Below are 15824 nucleotides of genomic sequence, written 5' to 3' on the forward strand. Positions count from 1 at the left end.
GACAGTGCGATGGCCTATCTCGAGCTCGAAGGGGTCGCCAAGCAATTCGGAGCGCAGACTGTCGTCGACGACTTCAGTCTCGCGGTCGGGAAGGGGGAGTTCGTCTCCTTTCTCGGCCCCTCCGGCTGCGGCAAGACCACGACCCTGCAGATGATCGCGGGCTTCCTCGATCCCACCCGCGGCGCGATCCGGCTGCAAGGCAAGGATCTGACCGCGATCCATCCGGCCAAACGCGGGCTCGGGATCGTGTTCCAGAGCTACGCGCTGTTTCCGCACATGACCGCGGCCGAGAATGTCGCCTTCGGGCTCGAGATGCGCAATGTGCCGCGCGGCGAACGGACCGAGCGCGTTCGCGCAGCGCTCGCGATGGTCGGGCTTGCCGGCTACGAGGATCGCCATCCGCGTCGCATGTCCGGCGGCCAGCAGCAGCGCGTGGCGCTGGCGCGCGCGCTGGTGATCAAGCCGAGCGTGCTGTTGCTCGACGAGCCGCTATCGAATCTCGACGCCAAGCTGCGCGAGGAGATGCAGATCGAGCTGCGCCAGATCCAGCGTACCATCGGCACCACCACGATCCTCGTCACCCACGACCAGAACGAGGCGATGTCGTTGTCCGACCGCATCGTGGTGATGAGCCAGGGCCGGATCGAGCAGATCGGCACGCCGCAAGAGACTTATGAGAAGCCGGCCTCGGCCTTCGTCTCGCAGTTTTTGGGAAAGACCAACGACTTTGCCGCGACGATCGATCGGACCAGTGCGCCTGGGCGATTGATTGTCGGCTCGTGGAGCGCGCCTGCGCATGTCGGGCGCAGCGGTCCCGTCACCATTAGCATTCGCCCCGAGCGGATCGACTTTGGCGACGCGGGCCTCAGCGCAAAGATCGTCACACGCATCTTCCAGGGCAATCACTGGCTGTTCCAGTGCGAGAGCGAATGCGGCCCGGCGACCGTGATCCGCCAGAATGACGGCCGGTCGCAGCCGGTCGAAGGCGAGGCCGTTCACCTCACCTGGCGGCCCGAGGACATGAGCGTGAGGGGCGTCGCATGAGCGCTTCCGCCGAGGAACGAAACGCACGCACGCCCTGGGCGCTGACGGCGCCCGCTTTGATGCTGTTCGTCGGCGTGCTCCTGATTCCGCTGGCAATGACCGTGATGCTGTCCTTCCATGATTGGGGCCAGTACAAGGGCATCGAGCCGGTCTTCATCCTCAAGAACTGGCATGAGATCGTAACCGATCCCTATTACGCCGAGATGTTCGGGCGGACGTTTCGCATCGCGATCCTGACTACGCTGCTCACCGCCGTGCTCGGTGCACCCGAAGCCTACATCCTCAACCGCATGAGCGGACGCTGGAAGAGCGTTTTTCTCCTGGTCATCCTGGGGCCGTTGCTGATTTCCGTGGTGGCGCGGACGCTCGGCTGGGCGCTGCTGTTCGGCGGCAACAACGGCCTCGTCAATAAGCTGCTGATGTCGGCCGGGCTGATCCGCGCGCCTATCCCCTTCATGTTCACCGAAACCGGCATGGTGGTCGCACTCGCGCACGTGATGATGCCGTTCATGGTGCTGTCGGTGTGGGCGGCGCTGCAGCGGCTCGATCCGCAGATCGAGAATGCCGCGATGTCGCTCGGCGCCGGCCCTGCGACCATCATCCACCGCATCATCATGCCGCAGATCATGCCGGGCGTGCTGTCTGGGGCGATCATCGTGTTCTCGCTCTCGGCCAGCGCGTTTGCGACGCCCGCCATCATCGGCGGCCGTCGACTCAAGGTCGCGGCGACGCTGGCCTATGACGAGTTCCTCAACACGCTGAACTGGCCGCTGGGGGCGGCGGTCGCCACGCTGCTGCTGGCCGCGCTGGTCTTGATCGTCGTCGGCAGCAACGCACTGATCGAGCGCCGTTACGCGGAGGTGTTCCGATGAGCCGGAATGGCCCGCTCGCGCTGATCTTCCACACCATCTTTGTCATCGTCATGGTGGCGCCGATCCTCGTCGTCTGCCTCGTTGCGTTCACGCCTGAAGGCTTCCTGTCGTTGCCGACAAACGGTTTTTCGTTGCGCTGGTTCAGGGCGATCGCCAACTATCCCGAATTCGTCCATGCTTTCTGGGTCAGCCTTGGCCTGGGCGCACTATCGTCGTTCGTCGCGCTATTATTCGCGGTACCGGCGGCGCTCGCGATCGCGCGCTATCGCTTCCGCGGCCGTGATGCGCTCGCGGCCCTCTTTCTCTCGCCGCTGATGATCCCGCATGTCGTGCTCGGCATCGCGTTCCTGCGCTTCTTCACCTCGGCCGGGATGGGCGGCAGCTTCGCCGCGCTGATCATCGCGCATGTCATCATCGTGTTTCCGTTCGCGCTACGGCTGACCCTGGCGGCGGCGACCGGCATGGACCTTTCGGTCGAGATGGCGGCGGTCTCGCTCGGTGCCGGCGGCTGGACGCTATTCCGCCGCGTGACGCTGCCGTTGATCCTGCCCGGCGTCATCAGCGGCTGGGCGCTCGCCTTCATCCAGTCCTTCGACGATCTCACCATGACCGTCTTCCTCGCGGGACCCGGCACCGAAACACTGCCGGTGCGCATGTTCCTCTACATCCAGGACAACATCGATCCGCTGGTGACGTCCGTCTCGGCCTGCGTGATCGCGATCACCATGACCGCCCTCATTCTGCTCGATCGCTTCTACGGGCTCGACCGCGTGCTCGCCGGCAAGGGCGATACAGGGCGATAGGAGAATCCATGCGAACAGATTACGACGTCGCCGTCGTCGGCGGCGGATTGCTCGGCTCCGCCATCGCCTGGGGCCTGGGAAGACTCGGCAAGAAGGTGGCCGTGCTCGACGAAGGCGACATCACCAAGCGCGCCTCACGCGCGAACTTTGCGCTGGTTTGGGTCCAGAGCAAGGGGCTCGGCATGCCAGCCTATACCGTCTGGACGGTGCAGGCGTCACAGGCGTGGAGCAGGCTCGCCTCGGAGCTGAAGCAGCAGACCGGCCTCGATGTCTCGCTTCAGCAGAACGGCGGTTTTCATCTGACGCTTGGCGAGGACGAGTTCGGTCAGCGCGCCGAGCTGGTCAAGCGCATGCACAACCAGACGGGTGCCGCCGATTACAAGATGGAGATGCTGCCGGCATCCGAGGTGAAGAAGGCGCTGCCGCTGATCGGGCCCGAGGTCTCCGGCGGCAGTTATTGTCCACTCGACGGTCACGTCAATTCGCTGCGCACGTTTCGTGCGTTCCACACCGGCTTCAAGGCATTCGGCATCGACTATCTTCCGGAGCGCCCGGTCTCGGCGATCAGCAGGAGCAGCGGCGAATTCTGCCTGACGACGCCGCAGGGCGAGCTCCGTGCCGCCAAGATCGTGCTCGCCGCCGGCAATGCTAACCAGACCCTGGCGCCGATGGTCGGTCTCCACGCCCCGATGGGCCCGACCCGCGGCCAGATCGTGGTGACCGAGCGCACCATGCCCTTTCTGCCGCATCCGCTGACCACGATCCGCCAGACCGACGAGGGCACGGTGATGATCGGCGACAGCAAGGAAGACGAGCTCGACGATCGCGCGCTGAAGCACTCGATCAGCGCCGTGATGACGGATCGCGCCCAGCGCATGTTTCCGCATCTCGCGCGGCTCAACGTGGTCCGGAGCTGGGCCGGCATCCGCGTCATGCCGCAGGACGGCTTTCCGATCTACGACCAGTCGGAGACGCATCCCGGTGCCTTCGTCGCCTGCTGCCACTCCGGGGTGACACTCGCCTCCAACCACGCCTTCGAGATCGCGCGGATGGTTGCGCAAGGCGCGCTCGAGCCCGAGCTGGTCGGCGCGTTCTCGGCCAGCCGTTTTGGCGCCGCCGGTGCCGCGAACAACAGCGGCTACTAGGGACATTGAAGGAGCCAGGATGTTCAAACGATCCGAGCAGGACAAGCGGCCAGCGGTGCAAATCTTCGTCGATGGCGTTGCCGTCGCGGCGCGGCAGGGCGACACCGTCTCCGCCGCGCTGCTGGCCTCGAGCTGCGATGCACGCCGTTCGACCGCAGTCAGCGGGGCGCTGCGTTTGCCCTATTGCATGATGGGCGTGTGCTTCGATTGCCTCGTCACCATCGATGGCGTCGGCAACCGACAGGGCTGCCTGGTGCCGGTCACCGACGGCATGCAGATCGAGATTCAGAAGGGCAAGCGGGAGATCGGGAAATGACTGTGGCTCCCAAGCGCGAAGAATATGACGTCGTGGTGATCGGGGCCGGGCCTGCCGGCCTTGCCGCCGCCGCGACGGCCGCCGAAGCCGGCCTGTCCACGCTGCTGCTCGACGAGAATATCGGCCCCGGAGGCCAGGTGTTTCGTGCCATCGCCTCGACGCCGGTGACCGACCGCAGCCAGCTCGGTGAGGACTATTGGGTCGGTACCGATCTCGTGCAGGCGCTACGCGCAGGCAACGCGGAGGTCATTCAGCGCGCAACGGTCTGGAGCCTCGATCGCAATCTCGATATCGCCGTCTCGGTCGGCGGCGCGTCCGCCTTCGTCAAGGCCAGGCGCGTGATCCTCGCGACCGGCGCGCTGGAGCGGCCGTTTCCGATTCCCGGGTGGACGCTTCCGGGCGTGATGACCGCGGGCGCCGCGCAGACCATGTTGAAAACATCGGCCCTGGTGCCGGATGGCCGCACGGTGATCGCGGGGCAGGGGCCGCTGCTCTGGCTGCTCGCCGCGCAGATCTTGCGTCTCGGCGGTCGCATCGATCGCATTCTCGACACCACCGAGCGCGGAAACTATTTCGCCGCACTCCCCCACGCTTTCGCTTTCCTGACCTCGCCGTATTTCGCCAAGGGCTTGTCGATGATGCGCGAGGTGAAGGCGAAGGTGCAGGTCGTCTCAGGTGTCAGCGAGCTTGCTGCCTCTGGTGACGGCCAACTCGCGAACGTCAGCTATGTCGCCGGCGGCAAACGCGAGACCGTCCTTGCGGATCTCTTGCTGCTGCACCAGGGCGTCGTGCCCAACGTCAATCTGGCGATGGCGGCCGGAATCGAGCATCGCTGGGATGATTTGCAATTGTGCTGGTCTCCGGTGCTGGATGCCAGCGGCAATTCGTCGGTCGCCGGCATTGCGATTGCTGGCGACGGCGCCGGCATCGGCGGGGCGAACGCAGCCGTAGTGCGCGGCCGCATCGCGGCACGCGCGGCAGTGGAGGCGTTGGCGCCTGCGGCTGCAAAAAAATCTGCGCCGATGGCGAGCCTCCGCGCCGATCTCGCCAAGGCCGAACGTGGTCGCGTTTTTCTCGACACGCTGTTCCGGCCGGCGCCGCAGTTTCGCATTCCCGCAGGCGACACCATCGTCTGTCGCTGTGAGGAGGTCACCGCAAAGGATATTCTCGACGCCGTCGCGATCGGCGCGACCGGGCCGAACCAGCTCAAGGCCTACCGCCGCACCGGCATGGGGCCGTGCCAGGGCCGGCTCTGCGGCCTCACCGTCACCGAGCTGATGGCGCAGGCGCGGGGCAAGAGCCCGCAGGAGATTGGCTATTACCGGCTGCGCGCGCCGGTCAAGCCGATCACGCTCGCCGAGCTCGCCGCCGTTCCGAAGAGCGCAGACGACATCAAGGCGGTGGTGCGCGGATGACGAAAAACGTGGATGCGATCGTCGTCGGCGGCGGCATCCACGGGTGCTCGACCGCGCTATATCTGTGTCTCGCCGGCCTCAAGCCGGTGCTGATCGAGAAGGACTATGCCGGCCGGCACGCTTCCGGTGTCAACGCCGGCGGCGTGCGCCAGCTTGCGCGGCACATCCCCGAAATCCCGCTTTCGATCCGCTCGATGGGTATCTGGGAGAAGATCACCGATCTCCTCGACGACGATTGCAGCTTTGAGAGCTATGGCCAGGTCCTCGTCGCCGAGAACGAAGAGGAACTCGCGGTCTGCCGCGCACGTGTGGCCGAGCTCAACGCGCTCGGCTTCACCCACGAAGAGCTGATCGATGCCGCAGAGCTGCGGCGCCTCGTGCCGGCGGTGGCCGAGACCTGTCCCGGCGGCGTGGTCTCGCGCCGCGACGGTGCGGCCAATCCCGCGCAGGCGACGACGGCGTTCCGTCGCAAGGCGGAGCAACTAGGTGCGACCGTGCGCGAGGGCATTGCCGCCACGAATATCCGGCACACCGATGGTCTCTGGCATGTCGATGTCGGCGCCGAGAGCTTTGCCGCGCCGGTGCTCGTCAATGCCGCCGGCGCCTGGGCCGGGACCATCGCAGCCGCGCTCGGTGAGCCCGTTCCGGTCGAGACGGTGGCGCCGATGTTGATGATCACCTCGCGCGTGCCGCATTTCATCGATCCGGTCGTGATCCTGCGCGGCCGCAAGCTGTCCTTCAAGCAATTCAAGAACGGCACGGTGCTGATCGGCGGCGGCCATTTGGCTACGCCCCATCAGGATCGCAACGAGACGGTGTTGGACTGGAAAAGCCTCGCGACCAGCGCCCGCACCGTGTTCGAGCTGTTCCCGGTCATGCGCGACGCGACGATCATGCGGGCCTGGGCCGGCATCGAGGCCAAGACCAAGGACGATCTGCCCGTGTTTGGACCGAGCAGCCGGCACAAGGGCCTCTATCACCAATTCGGTTTTTCGCTGCACGGTTTCCAGCTCGGCCCCGGCGCGGGCGCCGTCATGGCGGAGCTGATCGTCAACGGCGGCACCCAGACCCGCATCGGCGATCTCGGCATCGACCGTTTCCACCCCTCCACGCTCTAGCAAAAGAGGACATCATGAGCATTACCCGCAGCATCCGCACGCCCATCATGCACCGCGCCGTCGAAGCCAACGGCTTCGTCTTCATTGGCGGCACCATCGCCGACGACACCTCTGTGTCGATGGGCGAGCAGACCCGCAACATCCTCGGCAAGATCGCCGGCTATCTGAAGGAAGCGGGCACCGACAAGTCGCGCGTCGTGAGCACCTCGATCTTCGTCACGGACCTTTCCAAGAAGAAGGAGATGGACGCGGTCTGGACCGAGTTCTTCGGCGACAATCTGCCGACCCGCGCCACCGTCGGCGTCGCCGATCTCGGCGGCAGCGCGCTGATCGAGGTCGTGGTCACCGCGCTCAAGGGTTGATCGCGCGGGCCTGCGGCGGACGTCGGCGCTCCGCGCGCCGTCGTTCCTCAGAGCCTCGCCTTGATCTCGCCCTTCGATGGGATTAGTTAGAGAGCCCTCAAACAGGATATTCGAGATCCATGGATTTGACCCCGACCGCAAAGCCGACCTGCCTTGCTCACGGGGAATTCCATGCCTGCTTCCATCATCCTGTCCAACCTGTCGCTGTCCTCGCCTGACGGCCGCTCTCTTTTTTCCAATATCGATCTGACGTTCGGCGCCGAGCGGACCGGCCTCGTCGGCCGCAACGGCGTCGGGAAGACGACGCTGCTTGCGTCGATTTCGCGAGAGCACATTCCTCAATCGGGGCGCGTTGCTATCAACGGAACCGTTGGTCTGTTGCGCCAGGACGTCCAGCCCCTTGCGGGCGCGAAGGTGATCGACCTGTTCGGTGCGCGAGCCGCGCTCGATGTGCTTCGCCGTGCCGAGCGCGGGGATGCCTTGGCCGAGGAGGTTTCCGAGGTCGATTGGACCCTCGAAACACGGCTTACGTCCGCCCTTGCGCGTGTCGGGTTCGACGTCGCTCCGGAGATCGAGCTCGACCGCCTGTCGGGCGGGCAGGTCACGCGGGTTCGTCTGGCCGCGCTGATCTTTGCGGAGCCAGACTTCCTGCTGCTCGACGAGCCCACCAACAATCTCGATCGGGAGGGGCGCAAGGCGGTGATCGATTTCCTTGCGTCTTGGCGCGGTGGGGCGATCGTCGTCAGCCACGATCGGAGCCTGCTCGAAACCATGGATGCGATCGTCGAGCTGACGTCGCTCGGAGCTACGCGATACGGCGGCAATTGGAGCAGTTATTGCGAGCAGAAAGCCGTTGCGCTCGCGGCTGTCAGGCACGACCTCGCGCATGCCCAGAGGCGCCTGTCCGAGATCGACGGGAAAGCGCAGGAGGCCGCGGAGAGGAAAGCGCGCAAGGACGGCGGGGGCAAGAAGAAGCGCGCCAAGGGCGACATGCCGCGCATCCTGGCCGGCGCACGCAAGGACCGTAGCGAAGACACCGGCGGCAAGACCGCGCAGATCGCCGAGCGGCGGCGTGCGGATGCGCTTGAGGCCCTTGATACGGCGCGCCGGCGCATCGAGATTCTTCAGTCGCTGTCGGTGAAGCTGCCCTCGACCCGGCTGCCAGCGGGCAGGGAGGTGGTTTGGCTCGATTGCGTCAGCGCCGGCTATCGGCCGGACCGGGAAGTCTTGCGCGATCTATCGCTCGCGATCGTTGGTCCGGAGCGCCTGGCAATTGTCGGACCCAACGGTTCCGGCAAGACGACGCTGCTGAAACTCGTCGCCGGCGAACTACGTCCGCTCTCCGGCACCATGCGGGTCAGGCCGGATCTTGCGCTGTTCGATCAGAAGGCCAGCCTGCTCGATCCCGCGGTCTCCATCCTGGATAACTTCAGGCGCTTCCATCCGAAGGCGGGTGCAAATGAATGCCATGCGGCGCTGGCCCGGTTCATGTTTCGAGCCGATGCCGCCTTGCAGATTGCGGGACATTTGAGCGGCGGGCAGATGTTTCGTGCAGGCCTTGCCTGCGTGCTGGGCGGAGCGATGCCGCCGTCGCTGCTGATCCTCGACGAGCCGACCAATCATCTGGACATCGAATCCATCGAAGCCGTCGAAGCGGGCTTGAGGGCCTATGACGGCGCGCTGCTCGTCGTCAGTCATGATGAGGCGTTTTTGCAGGCGATCGGGATTACCCGACGGCTCGATCTTGCTGCCCCGAGGCAGCGCGCCGGTTGCAGGATCATTTGATCCCGCTTTGCGGTTCGGCACGACGACAATTTTCAAAAACCCGACGCCCTGCCCCCAGCGCGTCGGGTGGAAAAAGATGAGTATCAATCCGTGATCCCAACGCAGCAGTTGTGACTCGCGTCGCTCCAATTTACCACTCCGGGAAACTACCGCGTTGGAACCGGACGCCGCCCAACCTGCGCGCGGCCTAGGAGGCGGCGCTGCCGCCCGGTTCGAGCGCCTCACCCATCTCCAGCGGATGGGCCATGGTCTCGTGCAGCGCATCGCGGTCGAGCTCGCCTTCGGAGATGCTGATGACGACACAGGCGACGCCGTTGCCGATCAGATTGGTCAGCGCGCGGCACTCGCTCATGAACTTGTCGATGCCGACCAGGATCGCAATCGACTGGATCGGGATGTCGGGCACGATCGAGAGCGTCGCCGCCAGCGTGATGAAGCCCGCCCCCGTCACGCCAGAGGCGCCCTTCGAGGTGATCATGGCGATGCCGAGAATGCCGAGCTCCTGCCAGATGGTCAGATGGGTATTGGTCGCCTGCGCCAGGAACAGCGTTGCCAGCGTCATGTAGATGTTGGTGCCGTCGAGGTTGAAGCTGTAACCGGTCGGAATGACGAGGCCGACCACCGAACGCGAGGCGCCGAGATGCTCCATCTTCTGGATCATCTGCGGCAGCACCGTTTCTGATGACGAGGTGCCGAGCACGATCAGCAGCTCGTCCTTGATGTAGGCGATGAAACGCAAGATCGAGAAGCCGGCGAGCCGCGCGATTGCGCCGAGCACGACCACCACGAACAGGATGCTGGTGAGATAGAACGTGCCGATCAGGGCCGCGAGGTTGAGCAGCGAACCGAGGCCGTAGGCACCGACGGTGAACGCCATCGCGCCGAACGCTCCGATCGGGGCGACGCGCACGATGATGCGGATGATGCCGAAGAACATCTTTGCGGCCTTGTCGATCGCCTCCGCAATGGGCTCGCCGGCCTTGCCGAGGAACGCGATGGCGAAGCCCGACAGGATCGAGATCAGTAGCACCTGCAACAGATCGCCGCGTGCGATGGCGCCCAGATAGCTGTCGGGGATGATCGCCATCAGATGGGCGACGATGCCTTCTTCCTTGGCCTTGGTGACGTAGGTCGCCACCGATTTCGGGTCGATCGTGGCGGGATCGATGTTGAAGCCGTGCCCGGGCTGGAGCACCTCGCCGACCAGCAGGCCGACCGCGAGCGCCACGGTCGAGACCGTCTCGAAATAGATCAGCGACTTCAGCCCGACCCGACCGACGCGCTTGAGGTCGCCCATCGAGGAGATGCCGTGCACCACGGTGCAGAAGATCACCGGCGCGATCATCATCTTGATCAGCGCGATGAAACCGTCGCCGAGCGGCTTCAGGGCCTTGCCGAGATCGGGATAGAAATAGCCGACGAGCACCCCGAGTGCGATCGCGATCAGCACCTGAATGTAGAGGATCTTGTACCAGGGCTGGTGCCGGCGGTGGACGGCTGGCTGGATCGCAATGTGTGTCATAGAATAGGCCCCGGACGTATTGATCTTGTTTGATTTGCATCATGTGATGGCCGCTGCAGAAGCGACAATCACATTTTTATCTGTTCGCACGAAGATCTGTCGCTGCACCGCAACTGGGGGGAACATGCCGATTGCAACGGGCTCCGATGAGCGAGCGCAAGGCTATTTTCCGCGTTGGATTCTGAAGTCCTCCGGCGTGATCATGCCCGAGCAGCGGCTGCCGCTTGGCCAGACCGTCGTCTCCGGTCTCCAGCATTGCGTCGCAATGTCGGGCTCGACGATCATCGCGCCGCTGCTGATGGGGTTCGATCCCAATGTTGCGGTGCTGTTTTCCGGCATCGGCACGCTGATCTTCTTCGTCATCGTCGCGGGGCGCGTGCCGAGCTACCTCGGCTCGAGCTTCGCGTTCATCGCGGTCGTGATCGCCGCCACAGGCTATGCCGGGCACGGGCCGAACCCGAACCTGTCGGTTGCGCTTGGCGGCATCGTAGGAGCCGGCGTCCTCTACGGCCTGATCGCGCTGGTCGTGATGTGGTCGGGGGTTGGCTGGATCGAGAAGCTGTTGCCGCCGGTCGTCACCGGCGCTGTGGTCGCCGCGATCGGCCTCAACCTCGCGCCGGTGGCGGTCAAGGCAGTGAGCGCCAATGCGTTCGACACAGGAATCGGGCTCGCGACCGTTCTGATCATCGGCGTGGTTGCCGTTGGCGCGCCTGGCCTGTGGCGCCGCCTGCCGATCATTCTCGGCGCGATCGGCGGATATCTTTTGTACCTGCTGTTCGCGAACGGCCTCGGCTTCGGCAGGCCGATCGACTTCACGCAAGTTTCGGCTGCGTCGTGGATCGGCCTGCCGAGTCTTACCACGCCGACCTTCCAGGCCGATGCAATCGTCCTGATCGCGCCGGTCGCGATCATTCTCGTCGCCGAGAACCTCGGTCACATCAAGGCCGTCGGCGCCATGACGGGCCGGAGCCTCGATGACTATCTCGGCCGCGCCTTGCTTGCCGACAGCCTCGCGACCATGGTGGCCGCCTGCGGCGGCGGCACCGGCGTCACCACCTATGCCGAAAACATCGGCGTCATGGCGGCGACGAAGGTCTATTCGACCTTGCTGTTTGCCTTCGCGGCGATGGTGTCGATCGTGCTCGGCTTCTCGCCGAAATTCGGCGCGCTGGTCCTGTCGATCCCGGGTCCCGTCATCGGTGGGCTCTCGATCGTGCTGTTCGGGTTGATCGCCGCAATGGCCGGCCGGATCTGGGTCGAGAACAAGGTCGGCTTCTCAAGTCCGGCAAACCTGATCACCGTCGCGGTCGCGCTCACCGCAGGCGCCGGCGACCTCACGCTCAAATTCGGCGCCTTCACGATCGGCGGGATCGGCACCGCAACCTTTGGCGCCATCATCCTGTACCAGATCCTGACTTCGCGACTGGCTCGCCGCTAGGAGTGAATCCCAGCGGTGCGCCGACGGATGGAACAAAACGCCGGTTCCCTCCATGTTGATGTGTCCCCCGGAGAAGAACGATGCCACATATCGACCGCTCGACCACCTTTTCTTCGCGCCTCGTCGGCCAATACGCGCTGGTGACGGGCGCCTCGCAAGGCATCGGCCGCGCCGTCGCCATTCGGCTTGCCCAGGAAGGCGCGACCGTCGCCATCAACTATGTCGATCATCCGGAAAAGGCAGAGGAGGTGCTCGCGTCCGCGCGTACGGCATCGAGCGATCGCCGCCACGGCAAGCTCGACCATATCGTCGTCAGGGCCGACGTCAGCAACGAGCAGGACGTAGCCGCGATGTTCGAGACGATCCTGGCGCGCTGGAAGCGTCTCGACTGCCTGGTCAACAATGCGGGCTTCCAGCGGGAATCGCCGAGCGAGGCGCTCGACATCGACACCTATCGCCGCATCATCGACGTCAATCTCAACGGCGCCGTGCTCTGCGCCCAGAAGGCGCTCGCGCATTTCGTTGCGCGCGGCGCAGGCGGCAGCATCATCAATTGCTCCAGCGTCCACCAGATCATCCCGAAACCCGGCTACCTCGCCTATTCCATCAGCAAGGGCGGCATGGCCAATCTGACACGCACGCTGGCACTCGAATTCGCCGGCCGCGGCATTCGCGTCAATGCGGTCGGTCCAGGCGCGATCGACACCCCAATCAACGCGGCCTGGACCGGCGATCCGGAAAAGCGCGGTGTGGTCACCAGCCACATTCCGCTCGGCCGTGTCGGCACGCCGGAGGAGATCGCCGGCGTGTTCGCCTTCCTCGCCTCGGATGAGGCCAGCTACATCACGGGGCAGACCATCTATGCGTGCGGAGGTCTGACGCTGTTTCCCGAATTCCGCGAGAACTGGGCAAGCTAGCGGGCTTCCTCGCCATCTGGCAAAACCGGCCTGCGCAGACTACATCTGCGTCATGGCAAATCATCCGCTCCGCGATTTCGTCGGACGGCACGAAAATCTGTTCGTGCTGACCGGCGCTGGCTGCAGCACCAATTCGGGCATCCCCGATTATCGCGACAGTCACGGCAACTGGAAGCGGACCCAGCCGGTGAACTTCCAGGCTTTCATGTCGGAAGAGCATACGCGTCGGCGCTATTGGGCGCGCAGCCTGATCGGCTGGCGGCGGTTCGGCCAGGCGAGGCCGAACGATGCGCATCACGCGCTCGCCCGGCTCGAGGCGAGCGGGCGTTGCGGAATGCTGCTGACCCAGAACGTCGACCGGCTGCATCAATCCGCCGGCCACCGCCAGGTGATCGACCTGCACGGCCGGCTCGATCTGGTCCGCTGCATGGGCTGCGGTCAAAAGACCCCGCGGAGCGAATTCCAGAAGACGCTCGGCCACGCCAATGCGGAATGGTTGACGCTCGACGCGGCCGATGCGCCCGACGGCGATGCGGACCTGGAGCATGCGGATTTTTCGTCGTTCAAGGTGCCGGCCTGCGAATCCTGCGGCGGCATCCTCAAGCCCGACGTCGTGTTCTTCGGCGAGACCGTCCCGCGCGACGTGGTCGTGACCGCGCAGGATCATCTGGCGCAGGCGGACGCCATGCTCATCGTCGGCTCGTCACTGATGGTCTATTCCGGTTTCCGCTTTGTGCAGGCGGCCGCGCAACGGCAAATCCCGATCGCTGCGGTCAATCTCGGACGCACCCGCGCCGATGATCTCCTCACGCTGAAGGTCGAGGAGCGCTGCGAAGCGGCGCTTGCATTCCTGCTCTGATCGCGCGGCCTGCGAACACGCCTTGCCTATTGCATGGGTGCCAAGCAGAATAGCTGGACGGCAGCATGTTCCTGTCATCCATGGCATGGAAATTGCTGCGCTTTTGTCCTCGGTCTTGACGATCAGCACGGAGAGTTTGGAATGCTTGAGGGAGCCGAGGTGCGGCTTGCCGTCGATATCGGTGGCACGTTCACCGACATCGTGCTGGACGTGGGCGAGGTGCGCAAGACGCGCAAATTGCTGACGACGCCGCAGCGGCCGGAAGAGGCGGTGCTGGACGGCATGCGGCTCATTCTCGCTGATGCGCGCGCCTATATCAGCGACATCGACGTCTTCATTCACGGCACGACGCTCGCGACCAACGCCATCATCGAGCGTCGCGGCGCCAAGACGGCGTTGATCGCGACCGAGGGCTTTCGCGACGTGCTCGATATCGGCACCGAGAGCCGCTACGACCAGTATGACCTCTCCATCGACAAGCCGAAGCCGCTGGCGCCGCGATCTTTGCGCTTCACCGTGCCCGAGCGCATCGACGCGCATGGCGCCGTCCGCCTCCCGTTGGACGAAGCGGCGGTGCGCGCGCTCGCGCCAAGATTGCGCGCGCTGAACGTCGAGAGCGTCGCAATCGCGTTCCTGCACTCCTACGCCAATCCCGAGCACGAGCGCCGCACGGCCGCGATCATCAGTGAGGAGATGCCCGGCATTTCCGTGACCGTATCGTCCGCGGTGTGCCCGGAGATCCGCGAATATGAGCGCACATCGACTGCAGTGGCCAACGCCTATGTGCAGCCGCTAATCGATGGTTATCTCGCTCGCATGTCCGACGCCTTGCAGGTCGAGCAGTACCGCGGCGCGATCTATCTCGTCACCTCCGGCGGCGGTGTCACCTCGATCGAGACGGCGCGGCGCTTTCCGGTGCGCCTCGTCGAATCCGGTCCTGCCGGCGGCGCCATTTTCGCGGCGCAGATCGCGGCGCGTCTCGGCGAGAGCAAGGTGCTGTCCTTCGATATGGGCGGTACCACGGCAAAGATCTGTCTGATCGAAAAATACCAGCCCGAGACCTCGCGCGTGTTCGAGGTCGATCGCGCAGCGCGCTTCCTGAAAGGTTCGGGTCTGCCGGTGCGGATTCCCGTGATCGAGATGGTCGAGATCGGCGCCGGCGGCGGCTCGATCGCCCATGTCGATGCGATGAAGCGCGTCACGGTCGGTCCTGAGAGTGCCTCGTCGGAGCCCGGGCCCGCCTGCTACGGCCGCGGCGGCCTGCGCCCGGCCGTGACGGATGCCGACGTCGCGCTCGGCATGATCGATCCGGACGACTTCGCGGGTGGCACGATCAAGCTCGACCCTGAACTCTCGAAGCAGGCGCTGCTGCGCAGCGTCGGCGAGCCGCTGGGTCTGTCGGCAGAGACTGCGGCCTATGCCGTGCACGAGGTCGTCTGCGAGAACATGGCGAGCGCGGCGCGCGTGCATGCGGTCGAGCGCGGTGAGATTGTCGGTCAGCACACGCTGATCGCCTTCGGCGGCGCGGCGCCTCTGCATGCGGCGCGCGTCGCCGAGAAGATCGGTGTCTCCCGCGTGATCGTTCCTTCCAATGCCGGCGTCGGCTCGGCCGTTGGCTTCCTCGCGGCTCCGATCGCCTACGAGCTGGTGCGCAGCCGTCATGTGCGGCTCGACGATTTCGACACCGAAGGGGTCTCCGATCTGCTCCAGGAGATGGTGACCGAAGCGCGTGCGCTGGTCGAGACGGGTGCGGCAGGCGCGCCGGTCCGCGAGCGCCGCGCGGCCTTCATGCGCTATGTCGGTCAAGGCCATGAGATCTCGATCGAACTGCCGAACCGGCGGCTGGCGACGGCCGATCTGGCCGGCCTGCGTCAGAAGTTCGAGGCGGATTATGCGGTGATGTTCGAGCGGCCGATCCCGGGTGCGGCGATCGAGGTCTTGAGCTGGTCGGTGCTTGCGACGACCGAGGCGCGCAATCCGCCTATTGTCGCGGCCGTTACGCGCAAGCCCGCCGGGAAGGCGACCGGCAGCCGCAAGTTCTTCGATGGCCGGGTCGGGGAGGTGATCGAGATCCCGCTCTATCGCCGCGAGGACATGGCGCCAGGCGCGACGATTGCAGGTCCCGCCGTGATCGCGGAGGACGAGACCTCGACGTTCGTCTCCAACAGTTTTGATGCCCATATCGACGGTGCCGGCAGCATCGTCATGGAACGGAAGGCGGCCTGATC

Annotated in this window: 14 protein-coding genes; 13 read left to right on the forward strand and 1 reads right to left on the reverse strand. The window is 65.1% G+C overall.

Annotated features, from left to right (window positions below; translation table 11 throughout):
• Positions 1-9 precede the first annotated feature (9 nt).
• From IVA93_RS06620 to IVA93_RS06660, 9 genes are all read left to right on the forward strand, one after another.
• Positions 10-1044, forward strand: a complete 1035-nt coding sequence (locus IVA93_RS06620; RefSeq protein ID WP_026232591.1) for an ABC transporter ATP-binding protein — start codon at positions 10-12, stop codon at positions 1042-1044.
• A complete protein-coding gene (locus IVA93_RS06625; RefSeq protein WP_018453753.1) occupies positions 1041-1916 on the forward strand; it encodes an ABC transporter permease in 876 nt (291 codons plus the stop codon). The genes IVA93_RS06620 and IVA93_RS06625 overlap by 4 nt, the downstream gene beginning before the upstream one ends.
• Positions 1913-2719, forward strand: coding sequence for an ABC transporter permease (locus IVA93_RS06630; protein WP_018453754.1), 807 nt, complete (start codon positions 1913-1915; stop codon positions 2717-2719). The genes IVA93_RS06625 and IVA93_RS06630 overlap by 4 nt, the downstream gene beginning before the upstream one ends.
• A gap of 8 nt (positions 2720-2727) precedes the next feature.
• Positions 2728-3864: an NAD(P)/FAD-dependent oxidoreductase gene (locus IVA93_RS06635; protein WP_018453755.1), complete on the forward strand. Its 1137-nt coding sequence runs from the start codon at positions 2728-2730 to the stop codon at positions 3862-3864.
• 19 nt (positions 3865-3883) lie between these two features.
• Positions 3884-4180 (forward strand): (2Fe-2S)-binding protein, encoded by a 297-nt coding sequence (locus tag IVA93_RS06640; RefSeq protein WP_018453756.1) that lies wholly within the window; start codon positions 3884-3886, stop codon positions 4178-4180.
• Positions 4177-5595, forward strand: a complete 1419-nt coding sequence (locus IVA93_RS06645; RefSeq protein ID WP_018453757.1) for an FAD/NAD(P)-dependent oxidoreductase — start codon at positions 4177-4179, stop codon at positions 5593-5595. The genes IVA93_RS06640 and IVA93_RS06645 overlap by 4 nt, the downstream gene beginning before the upstream one ends.
• On the forward strand, positions 5592-6713 hold the full coding sequence (locus IVA93_RS06650; protein WP_018453758.1) for an NAD(P)/FAD-dependent oxidoreductase: 1122 nt from the start codon (positions 5592-5594) through the stop codon (positions 6711-6713). The genes IVA93_RS06645 and IVA93_RS06650 overlap by 4 nt, the downstream gene beginning before the upstream one ends.
• A 14-nt stretch (positions 6714-6727) precedes the next feature.
• Positions 6728-7075: a RidA family protein gene (locus IVA93_RS06655; RefSeq protein WP_007596366.1), complete on the forward strand. Its 348-nt coding sequence runs from the start codon at positions 6728-6730 to the stop codon at positions 7073-7075.
• Positions 7076-7246: 171 nt separating this feature from the next.
• Positions 7247-8860 (forward strand): ABC-F family ATP-binding cassette domain-containing protein, encoded by a 1614-nt coding sequence (locus IVA93_RS06660; protein WP_018453759.1) that lies wholly within the window; start codon positions 7247-7249, stop codon positions 8858-8860.
• Positions 8861-9047: 187 nt separating this feature from the next.
• Here IVA93_RS06660 and IVA93_RS06665 read toward each other — a convergent pair whose 3' ends face one another.
• Positions 9048-10382, reverse strand: a complete 1335-nt coding sequence (locus IVA93_RS06665; protein ID WP_018453760.1) for a dicarboxylate/amino acid:cation symporter — start codon at positions 10380-10382, stop codon at positions 9048-9050.
• A 124-nt stretch (positions 10383-10506) separates the two neighbouring features.
• Between IVA93_RS06665 and IVA93_RS06670 the strand changes: the two genes are divergently transcribed.
• The 4 genes from IVA93_RS06670 to IVA93_RS06685 all read left to right on the forward strand — a co-directional run bounded on the left by IVA93_RS06670 (position 10507) and on the right by IVA93_RS06685 (position 15822).
• Positions 10507-11820 carry a solute carrier family 23 protein gene (locus tag IVA93_RS06670; protein WP_018453761.1) on the forward strand — a complete coding sequence of 438 codons (1314 nt, stop codon included), beginning with the start codon at positions 10507-10509 and terminating at the stop codon, positions 11818-11820.
• A gap of 80 nt (positions 11821-11900) precedes the next feature.
• Positions 11901-12737: an SDR family oxidoreductase gene (locus IVA93_RS06675; protein WP_018453762.1), complete on the forward strand. Its 837-nt coding sequence runs from the start codon at positions 11901-11903 to the stop codon at positions 12735-12737.
• A 52-nt stretch (positions 12738-12789) separates the two neighbouring features.
• Positions 12790-13596: an NAD-dependent protein deacetylase gene (locus IVA93_RS06680; protein ID WP_018453763.1), complete on the forward strand. Its 807-nt coding sequence runs from the start codon at positions 12790-12792 to the stop codon at positions 13594-13596.
• Between the two features lie 141 nt (positions 13597-13737).
• On the forward strand, positions 13738-15822 hold the full coding sequence (locus tag IVA93_RS06685; protein WP_018453764.1) for a hydantoinase/oxoprolinase family protein: 2085 nt from the start codon (positions 13738-13740) through the stop codon (positions 15820-15822).
• Positions 15823-15824: the final 2 nt, after the last annotated feature.

It is taken from the genome of Bradyrhizobium sp. 155, assembly GCF_023101105.1.
In the GTDB taxonomy this organism is placed as follows: domain Bacteria; phylum Pseudomonadota; class Alphaproteobacteria; order Rhizobiales; family Xanthobacteraceae; genus Bradyrhizobium; species Bradyrhizobium canariense_D.

Bases quoted from the DNA above. Each gene is read 5' to 3' on its own strand.
- IVA93_RS06620 (WP_026232591.1), top strand. From the start codon at position 10: ATGGCCTATCTCGAGCTCGAAGGGGTCGCCAAGCAATTCGGAGCGCAG.
- IVA93_RS06625 (WP_018453753.1), top strand. From the start codon at position 1,041: ATGAGCGCTTCCGCCGAGGAACGAAACGCACGCACGCCCTGGGCGCTG.
- IVA93_RS06630 (WP_018453754.1), top strand. From the start codon at position 1,913: ATGAGCCGGAATGGCCCGCTCGCGCTGATCTTCCACACCATCTTTGTC.
- IVA93_RS06635 (WP_018453755.1), top strand. From the start codon at position 2,728: ATGCGAACAGATTACGACGTCGCCGTCGTCGGCGGCGGATTGCTCGGC.
- IVA93_RS06640 (WP_018453756.1), top strand. From the start codon at position 3,884: ATGTTCAAACGATCCGAGCAGGACAAGCGGCCAGCGGTGCAAATCTTC.
- IVA93_RS06645 (WP_018453757.1), top strand. From the start codon at position 4,177: ATGACTGTGGCTCCCAAGCGCGAAGAATATGACGTCGTGGTGATCGGG.
- IVA93_RS06650 (WP_018453758.1), top strand. From the start codon at position 5,592: ATGACGAAAAACGTGGATGCGATCGTCGTCGGCGGCGGCATCCACGGG.
- IVA93_RS06655 (WP_007596366.1), top strand. From the start codon at position 6,728: ATGAGCATTACCCGCAGCATCCGCACGCCCATCATGCACCGCGCCGTC.
- IVA93_RS06660 (WP_018453759.1), top strand. From the start codon at position 7,247: ATGCCTGCTTCCATCATCCTGTCCAACCTGTCGCTGTCCTCGCCTGAC.
- IVA93_RS06665 (WP_018453760.1), bottom strand. From the start codon at position 10,382: ATGACACACATTGCGATCCAGCCAGCCGTCCACCGCCGGCACCAGCCC.
- IVA93_RS06670 (WP_018453761.1), top strand. From the start codon at position 10,507: ATGCCGATTGCAACGGGCTCCGATGAGCGAGCGCAAGGCTATTTTCCG.
- IVA93_RS06675 (WP_018453762.1), top strand. From the start codon at position 11,901: ATGCCACATATCGACCGCTCGACCACCTTTTCTTCGCGCCTCGTCGGC.
- IVA93_RS06680 (WP_018453763.1), top strand. From the start codon at position 12,790: ATGGCAAATCATCCGCTCCGCGATTTCGTCGGACGGCACGAAAATCTG.
- IVA93_RS06685 (WP_018453764.1), top strand. From the start codon at position 13,738: ATGCTTGAGGGAGCCGAGGTGCGGCTTGCCGTCGATATCGGTGGCACG.